The sequence below is a fragment of the Paenibacillus chitinolyticus NBRC 15660 genome (genome assembly GCF_000739915.1).
Taxonomy (GTDB): domain Bacteria; phylum Bacillota; class Bacilli; order Paenibacillales; family NBRC-103111; genus Paenibacillus_F; species Paenibacillus_F chitinolyticus.
Map to the genome: position 1 here is coordinate 711,518 of NZ_BBJT01000003.1, position 23,624 is coordinate 735,141.

The 23,624-nt window shown below is 54.0% G+C and carries 20 protein-coding genes; 10 read left to right on the forward strand and 10 right to left on the reverse strand.

The window, feature by feature from the left end; translation table 11 throughout:
* Positions 1–64 precede the first annotated feature (64 nt).
* The 8 genes from PCH01S_RS08440 to mtnB all read left to right on the forward strand — a co-directional run bounded on the left by PCH01S_RS08440 (position 65) and on the right by mtnB (position 9,316).
* Positions 65–1,348 (forward strand): right-handed parallel beta-helix repeat-containing protein, encoded by a 1,284-nt coding sequence (locus PCH01S_RS08440; protein ID WP_042228373.1) that lies wholly within the window; start codon positions 65–67, stop codon positions 1,346–1,348.
* Positions 1,349–1,461: 113 nt separating this feature from the next.
* Entirely contained in the window at positions 1,462–2,718 is a 1,257-nt protein-coding gene (locus PCH01S_RS08445; protein WP_042228374.1) for a pyridoxal phosphate-dependent aminotransferase, read from the forward strand.
* 512 nt (positions 2,719–3,230) lie between these two features.
* On the forward strand, positions 3,231–4,355 hold the full coding sequence (proB, locus tag PCH01S_RS08450; protein ID WP_042228375.1) for a glutamate 5-kinase: 1,125 nt from the start codon (positions 3,231–3,233) through the stop codon (positions 4,353–4,355).
* Between the two features lie 147 nt (positions 4,356–4,502).
* Positions 4,503–5,750 carry a glutamate-5-semialdehyde dehydrogenase gene (locus PCH01S_RS08455; protein WP_042228376.1) on the forward strand — a complete coding sequence of 416 codons (1,248 nt, stop codon included), beginning with the start codon at positions 4,503–4,505 and terminating at the stop codon, positions 5,748–5,750.
* 64 nt (positions 5,751–5,814) lie between these two features.
* The gene (gene proC, locus PCH01S_RS08460; protein ID WP_042228378.1) at positions 5,815–6,669 is read left to right on the forward strand and encodes a pyrroline-5-carboxylate reductase; all 855 of its coding nucleotides are present in this window, start codon (positions 5,815–5,817) and stop codon (positions 6,667–6,669) included.
* A gap of 42 nt (positions 6,670–6,711) precedes the next feature.
* Positions 6,712–8,016 (forward strand): 2,3-diketo-5-methylthiopentyl-1-phosphate enolase, encoded by a 1,305-nt coding sequence (locus tag PCH01S_RS08465; protein WP_042228379.1) that lies wholly within the window; start codon positions 6,712–6,714, stop codon positions 8,014–8,016.
* On the forward strand, positions 8,013–8,681 hold the full coding sequence (locus PCH01S_RS08470; RefSeq protein ID WP_042228380.1) for a 2-hydroxy-3-keto-5-methylthiopentenyl-1-phosphate phosphatase: 669 nt from the start codon (positions 8,013–8,015) through the stop codon (positions 8,679–8,681). The genes PCH01S_RS08465 and PCH01S_RS08470 overlap by 4 nt, the downstream gene beginning before the upstream one ends.
* On the forward strand, positions 8,678–9,316 hold the full coding sequence (gene mtnB, locus PCH01S_RS08475; protein WP_042228381.1) for a methylthioribulose 1-phosphate dehydratase: 639 nt from the start codon (positions 8,678–8,680) through the stop codon (positions 9,314–9,316). The genes PCH01S_RS08470 and mtnB overlap by 4 nt, the downstream gene beginning before the upstream one ends.
* 98 nt (positions 9,317–9,414) lie before the next feature.
* Here the strand turns inward: mtnB and PCH01S_RS08480 are convergent, their stop codons facing one another.
* The 8 genes from PCH01S_RS08480 to PCH01S_RS08515 all read right to left on the reverse strand — a co-directional run bounded on the left by PCH01S_RS08480 (position 9,415) and on the right by PCH01S_RS08515 (position 18,054).
* A complete protein-coding gene (locus PCH01S_RS08480) occupies positions 9,415–10,104 on the reverse strand; it encodes a DnaD domain-containing protein (RefSeq protein ID WP_042228383.1) in 690 nt (229 codons plus the stop codon).
* A 72-nt stretch (positions 10,105–10,176) separates the two neighbouring features.
* Complete coding sequence (asnS, locus tag PCH01S_RS08485; protein WP_042228384.1) at positions 10,177–11,472, reverse strand: asparagine--tRNA ligase; 1,296 nt, start codon at positions 11,470–11,472, stop codon at positions 10,177–10,179.
* A 104-nt stretch (positions 11,473–11,576) separates the two neighbouring features.
* Complete coding sequence (locus PCH01S_RS08490; RefSeq protein WP_042228386.1) at positions 11,577–12,788, reverse strand: acetate/propionate family kinase; 1,212 nt, start codon at positions 12,786–12,788, stop codon at positions 11,577–11,579.
* Positions 12,785–13,657 carry a 3-hydroxyacyl-CoA dehydrogenase family protein gene (locus tag PCH01S_RS08495; protein WP_042228387.1) on the reverse strand — a complete coding sequence of 291 codons (873 nt, stop codon included), beginning with the start codon at positions 13,655–13,657 and terminating at the stop codon, positions 12,785–12,787. The genes PCH01S_RS08490 and PCH01S_RS08495 overlap by 4 nt, the downstream gene beginning before the upstream one ends.
* Before the next feature lie 384 nt (positions 13,658–14,041).
* A complete protein-coding gene (locus tag PCH01S_RS08500; RefSeq protein WP_042228388.1) occupies positions 14,042–15,562 on the reverse strand; it encodes an AAA family ATPase in 1,521 nt (506 codons plus the stop codon).
* Positions 15,559–16,092, reverse strand: coding sequence for a hypothetical protein (locus tag PCH01S_RS08505; protein ID WP_042228389.1), 534 nt, complete (start codon positions 16,090–16,092; stop codon positions 15,559–15,561). Before PCH01S_RS08505 ends, PCH01S_RS08500 begins: the two co-directional genes overlap by 4 nt.
* Positions 16,093–16,223: 131 nt before the next feature.
* Entirely contained in the window at positions 16,224–16,727 is a 504-nt protein-coding gene (locus PCH01S_RS08510; RefSeq protein ID WP_042228391.1) for a cell wall elongation regulator TseB-like domain-containing protein, read from the reverse strand.
* 28 nt (positions 16,728–16,755) lie between these two features.
* A complete protein-coding gene (locus PCH01S_RS08515) occupies positions 16,756–18,054 on the reverse strand; it encodes an amidohydrolase (RefSeq protein ID WP_042228392.1) in 1,299 nt (432 codons plus the stop codon).
* 241 nt (positions 18,055–18,295) lie between these two features.
* Between PCH01S_RS08515 and PCH01S_RS08520 the strand changes: the two genes are divergently transcribed.
* Positions 18,296–18,925, forward strand: coding sequence for a DUF47 domain-containing protein (locus PCH01S_RS08520; RefSeq protein ID WP_009675522.1), 630 nt, complete (start codon positions 18,296–18,298; stop codon positions 18,923–18,925).
* Between the two features lie 23 nt (positions 18,926–18,948).
* A complete protein-coding gene (locus tag PCH01S_RS08525; RefSeq protein ID WP_042228393.1) occupies positions 18,949–19,962 on the forward strand; it encodes an inorganic phosphate transporter in 1,014 nt (337 codons plus the stop codon).
* A gap of 100 nt (positions 19,963–20,062) precedes the next feature.
* On the opposite strand, the gene PCH01S_RS08530 is transcribed toward PCH01S_RS08525, so the two are convergent.
* Both PCH01S_RS08530 and dinG read right to left on the reverse strand, forming a co-directional pair.
* Positions 20,063–20,686 (reverse strand): redox-sensing transcriptional repressor Rex, encoded by a 624-nt coding sequence (locus PCH01S_RS08530; protein WP_042228394.1) that lies wholly within the window; start codon positions 20,684–20,686, stop codon positions 20,063–20,065.
* Complete coding sequence (gene dinG, locus PCH01S_RS08535) at positions 20,673–23,573, reverse strand: ATP-dependent DNA helicase DinG (RefSeq protein ID WP_255246834.1); 2,901 nt, start codon at positions 23,571–23,573, stop codon at positions 20,673–20,675. Before dinG ends, PCH01S_RS08530 begins: the two co-directional genes overlap by 14 nt.
* Positions 23,574–23,624: the final 51 nt, after the last annotated feature.

The window sequence follows — 23,624 nt, forward strand, 5'->3', positions numbered from 1 at the left end:
TCCTGGTCCCGCGGCGAAATTCATGTTCAACCATCCAATCACGTAGCGATAAGGAGAGATACCCATGAATTCGTCCCGACCTCTCAGCAGAAGAAAGCTGCTGGCCGCACTCGGCGCGGCTGGAGCCGTTATGGCTGCCGGTTCGCTTCCTTCCGCGGTCAAAGCGCGCGGAGCGGAAACGCTTATCCATAACGTAAAAGAATACGGCGCCCTGGGGCAGGGCTCCTACGGCGACACGGACTCCGCCGGGATTCAGAGCGCCGTTCACGCAGCCGCTCAGACCGGCGGCATCGTCTACATACCCGCGGGCCGGTATATCCTGACCAAGCCGGTTCAGCTGAAAAGCGGCATACGGATTATGGGAGCGGGGATCAGTCTGACGACCCTGACGGCTACCGCCGGCTGCGCTTTTACTTCCCTGCCGCCCGCATCGGATATCGAAATCGCCAGCCTCTCCTTCCACGGCGGCAGTGCGCCCGGTCCTGTCGCTTCACCAGTCGAAGACAGCATCATTTCTCTGCTGCAAGCGAGCCATGTCAGCATCACGGACTGCCGCTTTTTCACCTTGTCCAGTCCGGTCTTGCTCAGAAACTGCCACTCGTGCCGTGTCGATCACTGCGACTTCGAGCTTATTCTGGGCAACATACCGGGTAAACCGCATTACGGCACCGGCATTTACTGCAGCGGAGGCGAAGGCCACACCTTTTTCCGCAACACATTCAAGAGCGTAACGAACACAGCCGTGTATCTGGACGGAGGATGTTCCCGGTCGGTGATCCAATCCAATGACGTCACCTACATCGATCAGTACGCCTTCCTCGTCCAATCCGATCAGGCAGCCGAACCTGCCGCCCGGATTGATATTATTTACAACCGGATCACCAATCTGGATGCCGCCAAATCGGGGATAACCGCCATTCTGCTGAAACGCAATGTCTCCGGCTGTACCGTTTCCCACAATGAAATCACCGGTCTCGACGGGGACGGCATCCGGTTGGAAGGCGATCAGGAGTCCGGCAAGCTCCAGCCCGCGGACCATACCCTTCACGGCAATGTGCTGAAAGGAATCAAAGGAAACGGAGTCGTGATCAGCAACGCGGTCCGTGCATCGGTTCACGGCGGAACGTTCCGCAATCTGGGCGCAAGCGGCATTCACATCGAATCGAGAGGGGAAACCGGTTCTCGCGAAACCGCGGCCAGCGGCAATCTGTTCAGCGGCTGCAAAACAGCCGGCATCCGGATTTCCGGCAAGAAAAGCACGGGCAGCCTGCTCTTCGGCAACGGAGGAACAGGCAACGGGCAGAATGTTCTCGACGAAGGAACGGGAACCGTTAAAGACAGCTTTTAAACGGACAATTCCGAGTGGTATACATCCTTTTGAAATCATGATAAAGTAGGGGTAAATTTAGGATCATACCGGGTTTATCCCTAACGGATCAGCATGATGGAGGCAGTAAAATCATGAACGAAAACCTACAAACCGGCCGGTCCACGCAGCCGGATCATAGCCAGTCCCCCTCAACGAACGCGCCTGTAAGACCTTTGCAGATCGAAGCGGCCAGCCGCATGGCAAGCCTGCCTTCGCAGTTTTTTGCGGGACTCGTCAAAAAAGCCAATGCCCAAATCGCTCAGGGGCATGATGTCATCAATCTCGGACAAGGGAATCCCGATCGTCCCACCCCTTCTCATATCGTAAAATCTCTTCAGGAATCCGCGGAGAACCCGCTGTACCACAAGTATCCGCCCTTCAGCGGGTACGGCTTCCTGAAAGAAGCGATTGCCGCACGCTACCGGGAGGATTACGGCGTCACCCTGGACCCGGAGACGGAAGTGGCGATTCTGTTCGGCGGCAAAACCGGACTCGTCGAAATCAGCCAATGCCTGCTGAATCCGGGAGACGTCTGCCTCGTGCCGGACCCGGGCTATCCCGATTACTGGTCGGGTGTAGCGCTAGCCGGCGCCGAAATGGCCTTCATGCCTTTGCGTGAGGACAACGCCTTCCTGCCGGATTACGGATCGTTGTCCGAGAACGACGTAAGACGCGCCAAACTTATGTTCATCAACTATCCGAACAACCCGACCGCTTCTACGGCTTCCGCAGCCTTCTACGACGAAACGATCGCTTTCGCCGCGAAGAACGGGATTGTCGTGGCCAGCGATTTCGCTTACGGCGCGATCGGATTCGACGGCGGCAGGCCCGTCAGTTTCCTCGAACGGCCGGGCGCCAAGGAAGTCGGCGTAGAGTTTTATACGCTTTCCAAAACCTACAACATGGCCGGGTGGAGAGTCGGGTTCGCGCTGGGCAACCCGGACATTATCCGCATCATCAATCTCATGCAGGATCATATGTACGTCTCCCTGTTCGGCGGGATACAAGCCGCTGCCGCCACCGCTTTGACCGCTCCCCAAGACTGCGTGCACGAGCTGAGAGCCGTCTACGAAAGCCGCCGCAATGCGCTTTTCGGCGCTCTGAACGAAATCGGCTGGGAAGCCAAACCTTCACAGGGGTCCTTCTTCGCCTGGCTTCCGGTGCCCCGCAAATACAGTTCGGCTGAATTCGCCGATCTGCTGCTGAACGAAGCCAAAGTCGTCGTGGCGCCCGGCATCGGATTCGGCACTCACGGGGAAGGGTACGTACGGCTCGGATTACTGACGGGTGAAGAACGCCTGCAAGAAGCTGTTCGTCGTATCGGCAAGCTTCATCTGTTCGACAAGTAATCCGCAAATAATCCGCCGAAGCGGACCCGGTTCTCCTTCCCGGAGAGCCCTTCTTTACAACCGGCGGCACGCGTGCTATCCTAGTAAGAAAACATCGAACGTTGTGATGGGAATAGTAAGGATTACCCGCTTTGCTTCAGAGAAAAGCTCCCCGGCTGAAAGAGCTTTGCAGCAGTTTTCCCGAACCCGCCCCGGAACGGTCAGCGACGAGCTGAACAGTCCCCTGCTGTTATCAGGGACAGAGATGGATGTGCATCTCGATCGGACCTTGTTTATGTATGGCCCCTGTTCTCAACGGGTGCCGGCAGGTTCGCTCAGACGGCGCGTCAACCGAAGGTGGTACCGCGGAAGCCCAGGCTTTCGTCCTTACGAGGACGAGAGCCTTTTTTGCATTCTCCCGTTCGGCTCATCCCTGCCGTCCTGCCCGCGTTCTTTTGAAGAAGGTACAGCAAGACCGGAATCAATCGTAAACTAGACGGTCGTACGGACCGTTTTCCTAAGGAAGTGAAAATATGCAGCAGCGAATCGTTGTAAAAATAGGAAGCAGCTCGCTTACCTCGGATGCCGGAGGATTAAACCCGGCTCCTATCGCCTATTTCGCCGCCGAACTCGCCCGGCTTCAGCAAAACGGCTTCGAAGTCGTACTCGTCACATCGGGGGCCGTGGCGGCAGGCTTCTCTTTCCTCGGCTATAAAACAAGGCCGAAGCTGCTTCACGAAAAGCAGGCGGCCGCTTCCGTCGGTCAGGCGCTGCTCATGCGCGCTTATCAGGAAGCTTTTCACCAATACGGTATCGGCGCTGCCCAGATCCTGCTGACCCGGGACGATTTCACGAGCCGCAAGCGGGTCTCCAATGCGACCGCAACGATGGAAGAGTTGCTCCGGCGCGGCTTTATTCCGATTATCAATGAGAACGACACCGTGTCGGTCGATGAGATCAAATTCGGAGATAACGATACGTTGTCGGCTCTCGTAGCCAATCTGCTCAAAGCGGGGCAGCTGATCATCATTACGGATACAGATGGCTTGTATACGGACGATCCCCGCAAAAACAAAGACGCGCGCCGGATCGAGCGTGTCGATGAAATCAGCGACGAGCTTTACCGAATCGCCGGCGGGTCCGGCAGCTCCGTAGGCACCGGCGGGATGCGCTCCAAAATCGAAGCGGCCCGCATCGCCATGCGCGGGGGGATTCCCGTCTTCGTCGGACGCGCCACGGAACCGCATGATTTGAGGCTGGCCGCTGAAGGGAACGGCCGGGGGACGTATTTCTCCGCCGCCGACCATACGCTGTCCATCAAAAAGCAGTGGGTCGGTTTTCACTCCGTTCCCCAAGGCAAAGTAACCGTCGACCAAGGCGCGGAGAACGCTCTCCTGTCCGGCGGCAAAAGCCTGCTGCCTGCCGGCGTGACCGCCGTCGAAGGCGACTTCCACCCCGGCGATGTAATCGAGGTGTGCGGCGAAGACGGCTCCGTGATCGGACGCGGCGTCGCCAATTACGTGGCCTGGCAGCTCCAGGCCGTTATGGGACTGGGCACCGGGGAAATCCAGCGCAGAGTCGAGGTTCCCCGCATCGAGGTCATTCACCGGGATGAGTGGGTCACTCTTCAAGCTTACCGCGCTTCGCAAAACACGTGACGTCTGCGGCGGCCCCGTGCCTTTATCGAAGCGGCTGCCGTAAAACGGAAAAAATCCCGGAACGCCGGATTGCCGGATTGTAGGATTCGGCTCCGTTGTTTTTATTGAAAAATGAAATCCAATTCGATTAGCCAAGGAGTGAGCCCCATGAGTGAAGTCAGACAAAAAGCAACCATCGCGAAAGATGCATCTTCCCGTCTCGGCAACTTAACCACCGGTCAGAAGAATACCGCTCTCTTAAGAATGGCTGAGGCCCTGGTAGCCGAGCAAGACTCCATTATCGCAGCCAACGCCGAGGATCTGAAGCGGGGCGCCGATACCGGCCTTAGCACTTCTCTGCTGGACCGGCTGGCCCTCACACCCGAGCGGATCGAAAGCATGGCCGAAGGGCTCCGCCAGATCATCGAGCTGCCCGATCCGATCGGCGATCAGCTCGAATCGTTTGCCCGGCCCAACGGTCTGCGCGTCGAGAAAATCCGCGTGCCGCTCGGTGTAATCGGCATTATTTACGAAGCCCGTCCGAATGTGACCGTCGACGCCGCCGGACTTTGCCTGAAAACGGGAAATGCGGTCGTTTTGCGCGGTGGCTCTTCAGCGCTGCGCTCCAATGAACGGATCGTAGAAGTGCTGCAAGCCGCACTGGCAGGCACGGACGTCCCTCCGGGCGCCCTGCAGCTTATCTCCGATCCCGACCGGGCTTCGGTTGATGAAATGCTTAAGCTGAACGGACTGCTTGACGTGCTCATTCCCAGAGGCGGAGCTTCCCTCATTCAAAACGTGGTCAAAAACGCGACAGTGCCCGTTATTGAAACCGGAGCCGGGATCTGCCACACGTTCGTCGACGAATCGGCAAAACCCGAGATGGCCGAGAAGATTGCCATCAACGCGAAAGTGCAGCGCCCCTCCGTCTGCAATTCGATGGAAACGCTGCTCGTACACCGCAGCCACGCCGAACAACATCTGTCTGTCTTGGCCGGAAAGCTGTCCGCTCTGGGTGTCGAGCTGTACGGCTGCCCTCAGTCCCGCGAGCTGGCCCCGCAAATTAAAACGGCGGCCGACGAGGCCTGGGATACCGAATACAACGACTATGTCTTGAATGTCAAAGTCGTGGATTCCCTGGAGGAGGCTCTCGCTCATATCCGCCGTCACGGAACCATGCACTCTGAGTGTATCGTGACGGAGAACGAAGCTCACGCATCCCGCTTCCTGCAGGAAGTCGATGCGGCCGCCGTTTATCACAACGCCTCCACCCGCTTCACGGACGGTTTCGAATTCGGCTTCGGCGCGGAAATCGGCATCAGCACACAAAAACTTCATGCGAGAGGTCCGATGGGACTTCCCGCATTGACTTCCACCAAATACAGAATTTATGGCGACGGCCAAATCCGGGAATAATTCCTTGAACAAAGAGATCCGTTCCGCGAAGGAACGGGTCTTCACAAACAGGAGAGTGAGACTTGTGAACAGCATAATTCATACTAAACGCATCGCTTTTGTCGGTGCAGGCTCCATGGCTGAGGCTGTTTTGCGCGGCCTCATCGAACGGGGAATCACGACGCCCGGGCAAGTTTTTGCATCCAACCGGCAAAATGAAGAACGGCTGCAAGAGCTGAGAGAGCGGTACGGCGTCGAAGCGAGCTGTGATCCGGTGGTCAAAAGAGAACGTATCTCGTCCGCCGACATCGTCGTGCTCTGCATGAAGCCCAAAGACGTGGAAGCTTCGTTCGACGAGCTTAAACCGATGCTTAACGGCAGCCAGCTTCTCGTGTCCGTCATCGCCGGGCTGACGATCCGCAAAATCGAAATTTTGCTGGATACCCAAATGCCGATCGTACGGACCATGCCCAACACTTCGTCGACCATCGGCCTTGGCGCAACCGGCATGAGCTTCTCCGAAAGCGTGTCCGAGGAGCAGCAGGAGCTCGCGACGAAAATGTTCGAAGCCGTCGGAATGGTGACGGCCGTTCCCGAAGATTACTTAGAAATCGTAACCGGACTTTCCGGAAGTGGTCCCGCTTATGTATACTATTTTATGGAGGCCCTAATTCAGGCGGGCATCGCGGGCGGACTCGACGAGAACGAAGCGCGCCGGCTCACCATGCAGACACTGCTCGGAGCCGTTCACATGGTAGAACGTACGGGAGAAGAACCCGCGGAGCTCAGACGCAAAGTGACTTCCCCGAACGGTTCGACCTTGGCCGCTCTGCAGACGCTGGACCGCTACAAGTTCCCGGAAGCCGTAGCCGCAGCTGTTTTCAGCTCCGCAAAACGCGCAAAGGAAATGGGCGCAGAAATCGCTCCCCATATCCGTTAAGGCGTTCTGCCTCCTATTCCTTTCTTAAGCAGGTGATATGTTGTGAGTTCCTACTGTTTGGCGACTTACCGCTGTTATGACGATACAGCCGATTTTAACAAAAAAGCGCAGGGGATCGCAGTCGGTCTGACCGTCGGAAGCTGGACCGATCTGCCGGAAGCCCGCAAAGCCCAGATGCAGCAGCATCTGGGTCATGTAGTCTCCGTCGACGTCAGCGAAGCCGGGGAAGCTTCACCCGAATCCAGGCGTTACGCGGACATCCGTATCGCGTATCCCGATGTGAATTTCAGCCGGGACCTTCCCGCCCTGCTTGTCACCGTTTTCGGCAAGCTGTCCATGGACGGGAAAATCAAATTGACCGACCTGTCCTTTTCGGAGTCGTTTCTTTCGGCTTTTGCCGGCCCCAAGTTCGGTCTTCAAGGCGTAAGGGAGCTGCTCGGCGTACACGACCGGCCGCTTCTGATGAGCATTTTCAAATCCGTCATCGGCCAGGATCTAGAAGGGCTCGGGGAACAGTTTTACGCGCAGGCGGCAGGCGGCGTGGATCTCATTAAAGACGACGAGATCTTGTTCGAGAACCCGCTTACCCCTATCGAGAAAAGGGTAGCCGTCTGCATGGAAGCGTCACGCCGCGCATACGATGTGACGGGACAGAAGCTGCTCTACGCGACGAATCTGACCGGCCCGACGTCCAAGCTGGCCGATCAGGCGAGGAAAGCGATCCATGCCGGAGCGAACGCGCTTCTGTTCAATGTGCTCGCTTACGGATTCGATACGCTGTGCGAGCTCAGCGCCGACCCGGACATCTCCGTGCCGATTATGGCGCATCCCGCTATGGCCGGTGCGTTCTACCCTTCTCCGGAGTATGGCATTTCCGCCTCCCTGCTGCTCGGCAAGCTGATGCGGGTAGCCGGGGCCGATCTCGTCCTGTTCCCTTCCCCGTACGGCTCTGTGGTGATGCCACGTGAAGAGAACCTGGCGATTAAACAGGTCCTGCTAACAGAGAACCTCGAGCAGGACTATCTGTATCGGCATTCCGCGGCGGAAGGCCCTGAACGTGAGCCGTCCGCTTCGGCAAACGTACGCGCAGCGCTTAAAACAAGCTTCCCCGTCCCTTCGGCAGGAATCCATCCCGGACTTGTTCCGCTCATCTTGCGTGATTTCGGCACGGATGTCGTGGTTAACGCCGGCGGCGGGATTCATGGCCATCCCATGGGCGCCATTGCCGGCGGACAAGCTTTCCGGCAGGCGATCGGGGCAACGCTGGACGGGAAACCGCTCCAGGAAGCCGCTCAGCAGCATCCAGAATTGAAAGCCGCAATCGAAGCCTGGGGGGTTAAATCTTGAGTACCCGACAAAAGATCGTGTTCTGTGATTTCGACGGCACGATTACCGTTAGCGACAACATCGTAGCGATTATGAAACATTTCGATCCGCCCGGCTGGGAAGCGATCGTGAAACGTCTCGTGGAAGAAAGGGCGATCTCCGTCAGACACGCGGTCGGCGAAATGTTCCGGCTGCTCCCTTCTTCCCGTCAACAAGAAGTAATTCAATTTGCCATCTCGAATGCGGTCATCCGCGAAGGCTTCTCCGATTTCGTCGCCTATTGCAAACAAAACGGCATCAAACTGCTCGTGACAAGCGGCGGGATCGACTTTTTCGTCTATCCGCTCCTGGAATCGTTTGATATCCCCCGTGAGCATATTTACTGCAACGGAAGTTCATTCGAAGGCGAAACCATCGAAATTTTGTGGCCGCACGCCTGTGACGAGCACTGCGGAGCGGACTGCGGAATGTGCAAAACGTCGATTATCCGTTCCTATCCCGCAGACGACTATGAACGCATTCTCATCGGGGACAGCGTAACCGATTTTCAGGGAGCTAAGCTGGTGGAGAACGTCTATGCCCGCTCTCATCTTATTGAGCTTTGCGAGGAACTAAAGCTGTCTTACGTGCCTTTCGAAACGTTCCACGATATTATCCGCGACCTGGAGGCGACGATACAAGCATGACCGAATTGACCTTGGAGCAAAAACAGCACGCGTATGACGAACTACGCGAGATCAAAGCAAATCTGGCCGCCCGGGGCTGGTTTCCGGCTACCAGCGGAAATCTGTCCGTGCGCGTCGGCGAATTCACCCCCGACAAGTTCACATTTGCCGTGACATCCAGCGGAAAGGACAAGTCTCTGCAATCTCCGGAAGACTTCCTTCTCGTCAATGAAAAGGGAACACCGGTCGAAGCGACCCGTTTGAAGCCTTCCGCCGAAACCCTGATCCACTGTGAAATTTACAAGTATACGGGAGCAGGCGCCATTTTACATGTGCATACCATGTTTAACAACCTAGCCTCCGAGCTGTACGGCGAGGAAGGTTTTATCCCGGTTGAGGGTATTGAAATCATCAAAGCGCTCAACATTTGGGAAGAGGATGCCACCATCCGCATTCCCGTCCTGCCGAATTACGCCGACATTCCGAAAATCGCCGAACTGGTGCAGGGGGCCATTGTCCCGCGCATTCCGGGGATCGTGCTGCGCAAACACGGGATCTATGCCTGGGGCGCAAGCGTGGCCGAAGCCAAGCGGCATCTGGAGGCATTCGAATTCATGTTCGAATATGTATACCGCTGGCACCTTCTTAAAAAATAAGCAACACGCAAAAACCCCCGAAGGAATCTCATTAAGAGAATCCAATCGGGGGTTTCTTGTTAGCGGGCGGACTGCTCAGTAAGAACGAGAGGACCCGACTAGCGGTTGCCTCTGAACTTCTGTGTAAATTCTTTCGCCTGCTCCACTGTCGTAATCCGGTTCCGGCTCCATTCCAGCAAAATGCGGTCCACATAGCGGAAATGGACTTTGCCCGCGAAAACGGCCTCTTTGAGGGCGGCCAGCACAAGCTCTTCCTTGTAGCCGTCCCTATCCAGCCAGCTCGTTATCGTTTCTAGCTCCATCGGAGTCAAAGGCCGGGCAAATTCCGCTTCGAAGATCGAATAGACGTCCTTTTCCCGTCCGGGCTGTGCTTCCGGCTTCTGGGCCTCCGCCTGCCTGGCCGCTTTCTGAAGGAGATCCTCCGCATAGCAGCCCGCGATTTTTTCGTACATCGGCCTCAAATTGTACCGCTCGTACTGGATATCCGACACGCTGTCGATTTCCTGCTCAATCCGGAGCACACCGCTGTTCACAAGCTTTTGAATCGCTTCGATCACTTGATCCTGCGGGGTAGTCATCCGGTCTTGAATCTCATCGTGCGTCGGGAAATCTTTCTTTTCATTCTCCTGGAAAGCCAGGATATGAATAAGCAGCATGACTTCAAGTTCGGACAGCTTCATCCGGTGATAATACCTCAAAAGCAGATGCGGAACGGCCACGGTTCCTGCTGTCATTCCTGCAAGGAGAGCCCGCTCTACCCGCTTGCGATCGTTATCGTTCGGTTTCAAATCCATCCTCCTCTTTCTAGCTCGGCCGGTGTGACCGGCCACCCCGTACGTAAAGGCTGCATTGCTGCCGTATTACGGGTACAGACGGTAAAGCAGACGCGGGAACGGAATCGTCTCACGCACATGCTCCAGACCGCAGATCCAGGCGACCGTGCGCTCCAGACCGAGTCCGAATCCGGAATGCGGAACCGTGCCGTATTTGCGCAGATCCATATACCACTGGTACGCTTCGGAAGACAGCTCGTGTTCCTTGAAACGCTCTTCCATCAGCTCCGGATCGTCGATCCGCTGACTGCCCCCGATAATCTCGCCATACCCTTCGGGTGCGATCATATCGGCGCAAAGCACGACTTCCGGACGGTTCGGGTCCGGTTTCATGTAGAAGGCTTTAATGCCCGTCGGATAGTGTGTAATGAAGACCGGCTTCTCGTGCTTCTCGGCGATAGCCGTTTCATGAGGAGCGCCGAAGTCATCTCCCCAAGGGAATTCATGCCCATTGTCCTGCAGGAACTGAACCGCTTCATCGTATGTGATGCGAGGGAACGGAGCCTGGATTTTCTCCAGCTTGGAGATATCGCGGCCCAACGTTTCAAGCTCGCTGCGGCAGTTTTTCAGAACGGTTTGGACCACATGGGAAACGAACTGCTCCTGCACGCGAAGACTCTCTTCGTGATCGACAAACGCCATTTCAGGCTCGATCATCCAGAACTCGATCAGGTGACGGCGCGTTTTGGACTTCTCCGCACGGAAAGTCGGCCCGAAGGAATACACTTTCCCCAGCGCCATAGCGGCGGCTTCCATGTAAAGCTGACCGCTTTGGGTCAAATAAGCGTCTTCATCGAAATATTTCGTATGAAATAAATTCGTCGTCCCCTCGCAGGAGGATGGCGTCAAAATCGGCGGGTCGACAAGCTGAAAGCCCTTGTCATCGAAAAACTGCTGAATCGCACGGATAATCTCCGCGCGGATAACGAGAATGGCGCGCTGACGCGGAGCACGCAGCCACAGGTGGCGGTGATCCATCAGGAAATCGACGCCGTGTTCCTTCGGCGTAATCGGATAATCCTGGGTAATCTGAATAATTTCCACGCCTTCAACCGTCAGTTCATACCCGCTCTTGCTGCGCGGTTCTTCGCGAACCGAGCCCGTCACGTAAAGCGAGCTTTCCTGGGTTAATTTCGAAGCGGCTTCCCAAACTTCCTCGCTCACTTCGCTTTTTACGACAACCGCCTGAATAAAGCCGGTTCCGTCACGCAGCTGCAAAAATTGAATTTTGCCGCTCTTGCGCTTGTTGTGCAGCCAGCATCCGATTCTTACGGATTCGCCGACATGGTCCTTGACTTCATGAATCGTACTCACACTGCTCATCTAACGTCTTCCTCCTTGGGTTGACATGGAAAGACGGCTCTATGGCCGTCTTCTCCCATCCACCTATTGTACTATAAACCAGTGGTAAAAAAAATCATTTACCGCTACGCTTCGTTCAGCCCGTTCACTAGTTCAAACGTATCCCGCGCGATCATCCACTCTTCGTTCGTCGGAATAACCAGCACTTCTACCTTCGAATCGTCCGTCGAGATACGCTTCTCGATTCCCCATCCGTTAATGTTGCGCTCGGAGTCGAGTCCAAGACCGAGATAGGACAATCCCTCACATACCGCTTTGCGCAAAATAACGGAATTTTCGCCTACGCCCGCGGTAAAAATCAATACATCAATGCCGTTCATCGCAGCCGCATAAGAGCCGATAAATTTACGCAGCCTGTACGTATACATGTCGAAGGCCAGTTTCGCGTTTTTGTCGCCGCTGTCCATCGCTTCCGTAATTTCACGCATATCGCTGCTCAGTCCGGATATCGCCTGCAGCCCGCTGTGCTTGTTCAGCATGGAGTTCACTTCATTGAGGGACAAGTCCTCTTTGCCCATTGCAAATGTGACGACCGCCGGATCGAGATCCCCGCTCCGCGTCCCCATCATCAAGCCTTCAAGCGGGGTAAGCCCCATGCTCGTATCCACGGATTTGCCGCCTTGAATAGCCGTGCAGCTTGCGCCGTTCCCGATATGGGCCGACACGATTTTTAGCTCTTCCAGCGGACGGTCCAGGAACCGGGCGGCACGCTCGCTCACATATTGGTGAGAGGTGCCGTGGAAGCCGTAGCGCCGGACTTTATGTTTGCTGTACCAGATTTTCGGAATCGCATACATGTAAGCGTGAGAAGGCATCGTCTGGTGGAAAGCCGTGTCGAAAACGACCACCTGAGGCACGTCGCCCATGTTCGCTTCGACGGCGTTAATCCCCAGCATGTGAGCAGGGTTATGGAGCGGCGCCAAATCGAACAAGCGCTTGATCTCCTTCTTCACTTCTTCCGTAACGACTACCGAGGAAGAAAACGCTTCCCCTCCATGTACGATGCGGTGACCCACCGCATCGATTTCATTCACCGTCTTTAAAACCCCGTGCTCTTTATGAACGAGCTTATCCAGCACTTTTTTGATCGCCGTCGTATGCTCGAGAATTTCGCTGACCTCACGGACCTCGGTCTTTCCTTCCGGCTCGTGGGTGAGAATGGCCGAATCCAGCCCGATCCGCTCTACGCGACCTTTAGCCAGAACGGTCTCATCCTTCATGTTGTACAACTGATATTTGACCGATGAGCTTCCTGCATTAATGACGAGAATATTCACATTCTGTCACCTTCCTTATCGTACCGGAAAAATCCTTCGCCGGTTTTAACGCCCAAATGTCCGGCATGCACCATCTGCTTCAGCAGGAAGGAAGGCCGGTATTTCAATTCGCCGAATTCACGGAACATCCGGTCCAGTGCGGCCAGCACCGAGTCCAGTCCGAAGCGGTCCGCCATCTCGAGAGGCCCGTGCCGGAACTCATAGCCTTTGCGCATCGCCAGATCGATATCTTCCGCAGAAGCCACACGCTCGGCGAGCGTATGAACCGCTTCGTTAATGAGCAGACAGATAAGCCGGGACGTGACAAAACCAGGCGACTCGTACACCTTAATCGCCGTTTTCTGAATCACATCTTCCACGAATCGGCGTGTCAGCATGTACGTGTCTTCCGAGGTTTTCAGACCGCGGATAATTTCGACAAGGTCGATTTTCGCAACCGGATGAATAAAATGAAGGCCGATCACCCGCTCCGGGTGCTTCGTAGAAGCGCCCAATTCCGTAAGACTAAGCGTGGACGTATTGGAAGCCAGAATCAGATCCGGGCCGCAAATTTCGTCCAGCTTTCGGAATAAACTCTTTTTAAGATCCAGATCCTCTGAAATCGTCTCAATCACCATATGGCAGGAAGGAAGCTCTTTCAGATCCGTCGTTTTATGAATGCGAGATAGAATCAGTTTCTTCTCCGCACCGGTAATAGCCCATTTCTCCAGCTGTTTGTCCAGACTCAGCTCAATCATGGCCCAAGAATGTTCCATTCGTTCGTTATCTTTCTCCACCAGGACAACTTCAAGGCCTTTAGCCGCCAACATCTCGGCTATCCCCTGCCCCATCGTTCCTCCACCGATTACACCTATCTTTTTATATTGCATCCCTATTCTCCTCTTCGTCCGTTAATCTAGGGTTGTCGATTTTTATATCTCTTTTCAAGTCCATCATACAACGTTTTCATACCTTTTTCATTAGTATACACAAAACTTTCAAAAGCAAATGCGCAATTTCGACAACTTTCGCAAGCTGTGAAAAAGGACACAGACAACCACGCTTCATTATACGGTTTCTTACCCGTTTAGAAATAGTGGAAATCTGGAATTTTCAAAAACCGTAATTAAAGGTAACTGCTAGATTTACGCGTTAAAATAGGATCAAAAAGATTCAATATTGCCCGGGCAATGGCCGCTTCGTTTTGTAAAGAAAAAACCAGCCTGGCTGTAAACAGCCTAGACTGGTTCTCGTTTTGTATACGATTATACGATTTAAGCCAATACCGGCTCCAGATGTCTTTTGCTTCCTTCAAGCAGATCACGGAACTGCTGCCCGGAAATGACTTCTTCCTTAAGCAGAATATCCAGCGATTGCTCGAATACGATCCGGTGCTTCGTCAGAAGCTCTTTTGTACGAGCCATCAACTCATCGAGGATGGCATTGTTTACTTCCATCAGCTTCTGCTGCGGAACCATTTTCAGATCGACAATGCCGAGAGATGTCAGGCCCGAAGAAATCATCGTGCGGACCATGTCGATGGACTTTTCGAAGTCGTTGCTAGACCCAGTACTGCGGCCGCCGTAAATAATCTCTTCCGCAGCCGCGCCGGCCAGCGCGATCATAATCTGATCTTCGATCGCTTCTTTGGAATACAAATACTGGTCCTGCGGCGGGTTGTGGCGCACATAACCGAGCGCTTTGCCGCGAGGCCGCAGGGAAACCTGGGCGACGGAATCCGGACGCACCAGCTCTGCGATAATGGCATGGCCGAGTTCGTGATAGGCAACCCGGATCTTCTCTTCCTGGGTCGCTTCACGGTCTGTCTGTTCGCCCATCATCACTTTATCGATGGCGGCGAGCAGATCTTTCTGCATGACGGTCTCCTGCTGGCCGCGCAAGGCGTAAATGGCCGCTTCATTCAGCACGCTTTCGAGCTGCGCTCCGGAAAATCCGAAGGTTTGCTCCGCGATTTTCTCCAGATCCGCCGCTTCGTCCAGCGGCTTGTTCTGGGCATGAATGTTAAGAATGGACAGGCGTCCCTTCTTGTCCGGCAGCTCGACGTCGATATGACGGTCAAACCGTCCCGGACGGAGCAGAGCCGGGTCCAGCATTTCTTTGCGGTTGGTCGCCGCAATGATCAGAATGCGCGGCGTCGTATTTGTATGAATGCCGTCCATTTCCGTCAGGAGCTGGTTCAGCGTCTGGTCGTACTCGCGCTGCTGTCCGCCGTCACGCTTGCCCCCGATCACGTCGATTTCATCGATAAAAATAACGGCGTTTTCTTTGTTTTCCTTTTGGGCTTTCGTTCTGGCTTCCTGGAAAAGGGTTCGTATCCGTGAAGCACCTACACCGACATACATCTCTACGAATTCACTGCCGGAAGCGGCAATGTAAACGGAATTCGTATGATGGGCGGCCGCTTTGGCCATCAGCGTTTTCCCCGTTCCCGGAGGACCGGTCAGCAGGATGCCCTTCAGAGGGCGGATGCCAAGCTTCTTCGTTTCTTCCTGTTTGACGAGAAAATCAAGCGCTTCGACAAGCTCTTTCTTGGCGCGTTCCTGACCGCCGATCTGATCGAAGCTGAGGTAGGAAGGCTGCCGGGATTTCCCGCGCGTACCGGCTCCCGCGCCGATTCCGATGCCGGAACCCCCACGGCTTTTCATCATATAAAGAACGGCTGTAATAAGGGCGGCTGTAAACAGTAAAGGGATAATGTTGACTTTAATAAAGGCCAGAAAAATGAATAGTACCGGAGCAGCGCCAATCGCTATCTCTTTTCCGTATTTGCTCATTTAAACACCCCAACTTTTTCGGCATTTCGCGGCAGCACCACGTATTTGTGCTGATCCCCTTTTTGCAGATGAACATAAACGTTCTGCTCGTCCATTTCGGTTTTCACGACCAAATTGCTATCTTTGTCTGTTTTATGCTTTTCCAGTGCCGTAGGTATATCGGCATAGTGACGGGTTTCCATCGCCTGGGCGACATCAAATAACGCTTGCGCCCACCATTTATCGAGATCCGGAGATTCTTTTGTATTGACCGACAGTTTCACGCCACGGGAACCGATTGTCGAGGCCCCTTCTTTTGTAATGCGGCCGTACACTTCTCTTAAGCTGGTGTCAGGTTTGAGGGACAGACGGATCGAAACTTCTTTATCATTATATGTGACCTGGGATTGCTCAACCCCCGGTGTTTCTTTCACGATATTGCCTAGCGGTTTTCCGATGGCGTAGGTTTGATAAGCGAACCAGCCGCCAAAAAGGAAAAAAGCGGTGATGACGACACTTAAAAGGACGGGCAAGAGACGTATTTTACGCAACTTACGTCCCCCTTTCTATATCATTCGTATTTAGCAAATGCTATACGAATAGTATATCACAGTCCGTAACCCATGGGCAAAAAAAACGATGGAGACTTTGACAAAATAACGAAATGAGAGAAAAGCTCACCCTATTGAAGGCTGAGCTTAAACGTATCTTCGAGTGCACCCGTCTTTAAATTGTAATAATCATAGAACGCCCGGTCCTGCTCGTCTTTATAAAAGACTTCCCAGACATACTTCCCTTTGAATTCGCCCGCGTTAACGCGCAGAATATCCAGCTTGGCGTTTTTCTTCGCCATGATTCCGCGCACGGCTTCTTCCGTTATGTTCTCGGCGGTCATTTCCGTATGAATCTCGTCGATGGCCAGACCGGTTCCGTCCTGTTTGAGCGGCACCCAGACGATCAGCCCGTTGCCGAGCTTGTCTTCCCCGTACACGACTTCATAGGAGCGGGCTCCGTGAAAAGCTTCGACCCGGTTAGCCTTGGTCATCGTCGTTTTCTCATAAGCCGCCTGAACGGCCTCGGAATTTCTTTCCCAGTGGTTCGCCTGCACGTTCACGTAAAAACGGTTAATGCCGAACCCCGATGTCAGCACGACAAACAGTCCGATCCAAATGGCTTTTTTAAGCATTTCGTTCCCTCCTTCCTCTTGCTGAAGACTAGCTGTTCGTCAAACGGGCGAAGCACGATTCGAATTCCCGTTTAATCTTCTCTTCGTCAAGTGTCAGGCATTCGCGGCCGCTTACGATCCAACTGCCGTCTACGCACACATCTACCACATCATGGGCGGATGCCGAATAGACGATATGGGAAACATAATCCGTACGAGGCAGAAAATGAGGCTGGTCGATATCCAGCGCGATAAAATCGGCCTTCATGCCAGGCTGGAGCGTGCCGATATCGTCAAGCCAGATGGAGCGCGCGCCCATCGATGTGCCCATGCTTAAAGCGGCGGCGGCCGGCACCGCGGTCGGATCGCCGGTTACGCCTTTGTGGATCAGGGCGGCAAGCCGCATTTCCTCGAACATGTCGAGGTTATTGTTGCTCGCGGCACCGTCCGTGCCAAGGGACACGTTTATGCCGGCTTTGAGCAGCTCGGGCACGCGGGCAACGCCGCTGGCAAGCTTCAGGTTGCTCCCCGGATTGTGCGAAACCCCGACGTTGTATTTGGCAAGAACGGCGATCTCTTCGTCCGTCAGGTGAACGCCGTGAGCGACGAGAGTCGGCCGCGTGAAAACGCCCAGTTTTTCCAGATGCTCGACCGGCCGTGCCCCATACTGCTCTGCGTTCGCTTCCACTTCTTTTAAAGTCTCGGACATATGGGTATGAATAGGCAGGTCCAAATCGTGGGCGGCTTGGACAAACCGTTCGATGTAATCCGGCGGGCACGTGTAAGGAGCGTGCGGGGCCATCATCGTCGTAATGCGCCCGTTCGCGGCGCCGTTCCAGTCCTTGGCGAATGCGATCGCTTCCCGGAGCTTGGCTTCCTGAACGTCGGCCGGACACAGTCCGATGACACCGCGGGTCAGGCGCGCACGCATACCGGAATCGGATACGGCCTGGGCCACTTCGTTCATATGGTCGTACATGTCGACAAATGTCGTTGTGCCGCCTTTGATCATTTCCAGGATGGCCAGGAGCGTTCCGTAGCGCACATCCTGCGCCGTGAACTTGCCTTCCATCGGCCACATCTTCTCCTCCAGCCATACCTGGAGGGCGAGATCGTCTCCGTAGCCTCTCAGCAAAGTCATCGCCGCATGGCCGTGCGTATTGACGAGTCCGGGCATGTAGAGCTTGCGGTCCCCGCGAATGACTTCGTCATAAGTTTCGAGCGGCTGCGGCGCATCCTTTCCTATATATGTAAGCTGATTCCCTTCCATAACCATACAGCCTTCGATTACGGGAGCAGCGGCGTCCCCGGTTACGAACAAACCGTTTATGATAATCGTTTTTTTCATCCGTTAGCCCTCATTCCGTATAAATCCGCCGAAATCGGCAGTTATTCTTATCTTTTCAATGTACAACGTCACTTGTTTAAAATCAAGCGAAGCAAACAATTGAAAAAACGCTCATCCAGTGATTGCTTTCTGGGGAAATGTTATGATATTTTTAAGTTTGTGAGTTTAAGCTACAAAATTCTACATACATTAAACTTAACTTCACGGAATCTTTACAATCGAATCACTAGGAGGAACCGTAATGGCATCGCTTTTTAGCAGTAAAAGAGGAGACGTCGATTTTTTAAACCTGCTCATACGGGCGGCAGAAAACACACTCCATGCATCCCAGATGTTCAGAAACGCGATGATGGGAGATAAAATTCCGGAAAACTTTTTCCAGATGATCAAAGACATTGAGAGCAAAGGCGATCAGATCACCCACGAAATCTTTAAAGAGCTGAACAAAGTCTTTATCACTCCGCTTGACCGTGAAGATATTATGGAGCTGGCTTCCAAGCTCGACGACGTACTGGACGGCATTGAAGCGACAGCGGCACGTTTTGACTATCTCAACATCAGCCAGACAGACAAGGTTATGCAGGAATTCTCCGCCGTGATCGTGTCCAGCTGCCAACATATGCTCGATGCCTTCAAGCTTCTTTCCAAAAAGAAGTACATGCAGATCCCGCAACATACGGTTGAAATCAATGCGCTTGAAAACGAAGCCGACCGCTTGATGCGCGAAGGCATCCGTGAAATTTTTATCACCAAACGCGATCCTTACGAAGATTTCAAGCTCAAAGAACTTTATGAACGTCTCGAACAGACCACCGATGCATGTGAAGACGTTGCCAACATCTTGGAAAGCGTCGTGCTGCGCTACTCGTAGGCCCAGCAGTTTAGGAGGATTTCATGACGACAACAGTTCTTATTACCTTGATTGCGATCGTTTTTCTCGCCCTTGCCTTTGATTTCATTAACGGTTTCCACGATACGGCGAACGCGGTAGCGACTTCGATCTCTACGCGTGCGATGAGTCCGAAAGTGGCTATTATATCCGCCGCATGTCTGAACTTCGTCGGCGCCTTGTATTCTTCGGAAGTGGCCAAGACGATCGGCAGCGGGATCGCGGACCCGTCCAAGATCAACCACGGTGAATTTATCGTCATCGCGGCCCTGCTTTCCGCCATTATCTGGAACCTGGCAACCTGGTATTATGCCATTCCTTCCTCTTCCTCCCATACCCTCATCGGATCCATTGTCGGAGCCGTGCTGGCCGGGGCGGGAGCCGACTACGTCAAATGGGGCGGTCTCGGCAAGATTGTGCTGATTCTGGTGCTTTCGCCGATTGTCGCATTTGTGGCCGGCTACATCATCATGACGATCATCAAATACCTGGTTATCCTGACAGGCAACAAATCCCGTTCGAAGCTGAACCGCGTATTCAAGTTCTTCCAGATTTTGTCCGCCTGGCTGCTGTCCTTCTCCCACGGGGGGAACGACGCTCAGAAAGCGATGGGCATTATCGTATTCGGACTCGTCGCTGCCGGAGCCCAGACAACCATGGACGTGCCGTTGTGGGTGAAAATCGCCGCTGCGACCGCAATGGGTCTCGGCACCTCGATCGGAGGCTGGAAGATTATCAAGACGATCTCCAAAAACTTGATCAAAATCGAGCCGATCAACGGATTCGCTTCGGATTTAACTTCCTCCATCGTGATTCAGACTTCCACGCACATGGGGATGCCGCTTTCGACGACTCACGTGATTTCCTCCGCGATCATCGGTTCGGGTTCCGTACTCCGGTTTCATGAGGTGAAATGGGGTACCGTAACGCGCATGATCGTTACCTGGATCATTACGATTCCGATCAGCATCATTTTGTCTTATGTGCTGTACACCGTGTTGTTTAAGTTCTTCGTATAACATGTAATTCAAATAGCGAGTTCCATTAAAAAACCGCCATACGGCCTAAAAGGCCCATATAGCGGTTTTTCTGGTTTTCAAGACCAAAACCCTCACTTGCTTATTCCGGAAGGTAATAGGCCAGGCTCTGGAGCTCTGCCGTAAAGTCCGCATGATGCACGCGGATTTCCTCCGGTACTTTCAGAATCGACGGAGCGAAGTTCAGAATCGCTTCGATCCCCGCCTTTACGAATTGGTTGGCGACATTCTGCGCTTCCGGCGCCGGAACGGTTATGATGCCGATTCGAATGCTGGAATCCCGGATAACATCGGCCAGATGCTCCATGGGCAGAACGCTCATGTTATTGATGACCTGGCCGATCTTGTCCGGCGACGAATCGAAAATCGCCGTTATTTTCATCTGATCGCGCAAGTAGATGTTATAGTTGCACAGCGCCCGCCCCAGGTTACCGGATCCCACGAGGGCAACCGGTATTTGGCGGTCAAGCTTCAGAATCTGCCGGATCTTCTCGATAAGATAGGTCACATCGTACCCGATCCCCTTCTTACCGAATTCACCGAAGTAAGCCAAATCTTTGCGGATTTGGGCCGGGTTCAGATTCAGTTTCTGCCCCAGATCCTGGGACGAAACCGTTAATACGTTTTTCTTTGATAGTTCATTTAGAAAACGCAGATAGATCGGCAGCCGTTTTACGACCGCCTCGGATATTTTAAGTGACTTCAAGCGAATTCTCTCCCATCCATTCCTGAATTCTCGGTACGATGCGCTCTACAGGCATATGCTCAATCTTCGGTCCCGGCAGGGAGTAGAGAAAGTGCTTCCCGTACTGCGTCTCAATGACTCGCGTATCGTAAATCAGCACAATCCCTTTGTCCGAAGCCCTGCGTACAAGTCGGCCGAAGCCCTGCTTGAATCGGATGACGGCCTGAGGCACCGACAGCTTCATGAACGGGTTCTGATTCCGTTTTTTCAGGTTTTCGCTCTTCGCTTCAACCAGCGGATGGTTCGGCGGCTGGAAAGGCAGCCGTACGATGGCCAGACAAGTCAAGGCTTCTCCCGGAATGTCCACCCCTTCCCAGAATGAACTCGTGCCGAGCAGCACGCACGCTTTATGCTCTTGGAAGAGCCGGGTCAGCTTGCTGCGGTTGCCGGTGTCCACCCCTTGGCCGAGCACATGGATGCCGTGCGGGCGGAGATTCTCCTTCAGAACCGCGTGGGCAAGCTTCAGCATCCGGTTCGAAGTGAACAGCACGAGCATCCTCCCTCGCGTAGCCACGGCCACATCCGTAAGCGACTCCGTCAGCGCTTTGAGGAACTCCTCTTCGCCGCTGCGGCCCCGGATCATCGGAAAGTCCCGCGGTATGCAGACAAGAGCCTGCTGCCGGTACTGGAACGGAGACGGAAGCTGGACGGTTTTCAGCTTCGGATTCTCCTCTTCTTCGACCGGCAGTTTCAGCCCCAGCTGATCCGCCGAATACTGGAACGATTTATTGACCGAGAGGGTGGCCGATGTGAGAATAACGCTCTCTTTGTTGTCAAAGAAATGTTCGCGGATAAGCGGACTTACGTCCATCGGCACGGAGATCAGGTTGATCGAACGGCTTTTGTTGTACGTCCCCGCTTCCACCCAGTAAACGAAGTTATCGTCCGCCATCTTCATAAAGAAGCGGAGCGTCTCTTTCGCTGCCTGGAGTTCCTTCGCCACGCCGCCGAGATCGGTTACGAAGCTCTGGACGTCGTATTCTTCCTGGACTTCTTTCAAATCCTGCACAAGCGAATCCACGGATTTATACACTTCTTGAATATGCTGTTCCAAAATCTCCTCAAGATCCGTGAAATCGCTCCAGTTCGGGGGTAACGATTCTTTCTTCAGACGCATCACCAGGGAACCGGGGTCGATTTGGCCGGGCTCGGAATTCGTCTGGAGCAGCTCGTAAAACTTTTCACAGAGTAAATCCCAAGCTTCCTTAATGAGCAAGGTTTTCGGGAAAAGGTTGTCGATTCCGTTCATCCAGGTAGCCGCCCGGTAATCGTCGTCATACCGTTGAAGCTTCGTGCGAAGCGCCGGCAGCTGCCCGTTCCGGCTGTCCTTAAACAGCCAAAGAAGCTGATTCGTCAACCCCAGGTAGTGAAGCTCCTTGCCCAGATGCTTGCTTGCCACTTCTTCGAAATGGTGGGCCTCGTCCAGAACGAGATGCTTATAAGCCGGCAGCACCCGGTTCTCGGCCTTCATATCGGTAAACAGCAGCGAGTGGTTCGTAATGACTACGTCCGAATTGTTGGCGTCATGGCGCGCACGGTGATAAAAGCATTTTTTGAACCACGGACAGTGCCGGTTCTGACACGACTCGGCATCGCTGGAAACGGTATGCCAGAAAGCGGCCCCTTTGTTCCCGAAATGCAGTTCCTCCTCGTCGCCGTTCTGCGTCTGGCTCAGCCAGACGACCATCTGGGCGGCCGTAATGGCATCCTCCTTGCCCGTATCGAACTCCTGCATGGAGATGCGGTTCTCGAATTTGCGGAGGCACAAGTAGTGGCTGCGGCCTTTGAGAACCGACGCTTTGAAATTTACCGGAAAAATGTCGTGAAGCAGCGGAATATCCCGCTCACGCAGCTGCTCTTGCAGATTGATCGTATGCGTGCTGACGACCACCTTCTCGTCATGCTTAATCCCGTAATAGAGGGACGGGATCAAATACCCGAGCGATTTGCCCGTGCCCGTGCCAGCTTCGATCATGAGGTGCCGGTCGTTCTGGAAGGCTTCTTCGATTTCACGAATCATGATTTCCTGGGCTTCGCGGCTTTCGAAATGCTCGAACTTGGCTTTCAAAGCTTCTTTGACCTGATCGTAAACGTCTTCAAAAGAGTCGCTCAATTCCAGCACATCGTTCTCGTCACGTACCGGATCTTCGTCCCCCCAGTCCTGCACATTCAGCGCGAACTGGCGGTAATACTGGTGAATCGACTGGTCCAAGGGAGTCTGCTGTTCCTTGAACCGGGCGATTTCCGACATAAACCAGCCGAGATCGCTCGTCTCGGCCGGCAGGATTTGAGCCAGCCGCTGAACCGTCAATAAAGGCAGGGACAGAAGCCTGTCCAGGCTCATCGTCCAGATTTCCGCCGTAACGTCCGCATCGCTGTCGGCCTGATGGGGCCGCTCATGTTCGATGCCGAAGGCCGAAGCCACCATGCCGAGCTGGTAAGTCGGTAGAGAAGGAAACACAATTCTCAGCATGTCTATCGTATCCAGAACGCGCCCGGTAAAATCGGGATAGCCCGTTTTGCGCAGGGCCCGCTGTAAAAAACCGAGATCGAACGAAGCATGATGGGCCACGAGAACACAGTCAAAAAGCAGCGGATACATCTCCGCCATAATATCGTCGACCTTAGGGGCATGCTCCACCATCTCGTCGGTAATGCCCGTAAGCTCCGTAATCGAAGAAGGTATACTGATCCCCGGATTTACCAGGGAAGTATACCTGTCGGTTACTTCCATATCATCTATAATAACGAGACCGACTTGAATAATATCGTCAGCCGGGCCCGTTCCAGTCGTTTCAAAATCCAAAACAGCAAATTTCATAAGTTCAAGCCTTCTTCCTTTCTCCAGCTTCTATCCTAAGCATACCACATTTAGAGGTCCAGAGGGGAAGTTAGTTTG

Excerpts from the sequence above, each read along its gene's own strand:
- PCH01S_RS08440 (WP_042228373.1), top strand. The coding sequence starts at position 65 with ATGAATTCGTCCCGACCTCTCAGCAGAAGAAAGCTGCTGGCCGCACTC.
- PCH01S_RS08445 (WP_042228374.1), top strand. The coding sequence starts at position 1,462 with ATGAACGAAAACCTACAAACCGGCCGGTCCACGCAGCCGGATCATAGC.
- proB (WP_042228375.1), top strand. The coding sequence starts at position 3,231 with ATGCAGCAGCGAATCGTTGTAAAAATAGGAAGCAGCTCGCTTACCTCG.
- PCH01S_RS08455 (WP_042228376.1), top strand. The coding sequence starts at position 4,503 with ATGAGTGAAGTCAGACAAAAAGCAACCATCGCGAAAGATGCATCTTCC.
- mtnB (WP_042228381.1), top strand. The coding sequence starts at position 8,678 with ATGACCGAATTGACCTTGGAGCAAAAACAGCACGCGTATGACGAACTA.
- asnS (WP_042228384.1), bottom strand. The coding sequence starts at position 11,472 with ATGAGCAGTGTGAGTACGATTCATGAAGTCAAGGACCATGTCGGCGAA.
- PCH01S_RS08495 (WP_042228387.1), bottom strand. The coding sequence starts at position 13,657 with ATGCAATATAAAAAGATAGGTGTAATCGGTGGAGGAACGATGGGGCAG.
- PCH01S_RS08500 (WP_042228388.1), bottom strand. The coding sequence starts at position 15,562 with ATGAGCAAATACGGAAAAGAGATAGCGATTGGCGCTGCTCCGGTACTA.
- PCH01S_RS08510 (WP_042228391.1), bottom strand. The coding sequence starts at position 16,727 with ATGCTTAAAAAAGCCATTTGGATCGGACTGTTTGTCGTGCTGACATCG.
- PCH01S_RS08515 (WP_042228392.1), bottom strand. The coding sequence starts at position 18,054 with ATGAAAAAAACGATTATCATAAACGGTTTGTTCGTAACCGGGGACGCC.
- PCH01S_RS08520 (WP_009675522.1), top strand. The coding sequence starts at position 18,296 with ATGGCATCGCTTTTTAGCAGTAAAAGAGGAGACGTCGATTTTTTAAAC.
- PCH01S_RS08525 (WP_042228393.1), top strand. The coding sequence starts at position 18,949 with ATGACGACAACAGTTCTTATTACCTTGATTGCGATCGTTTTTCTCGCC.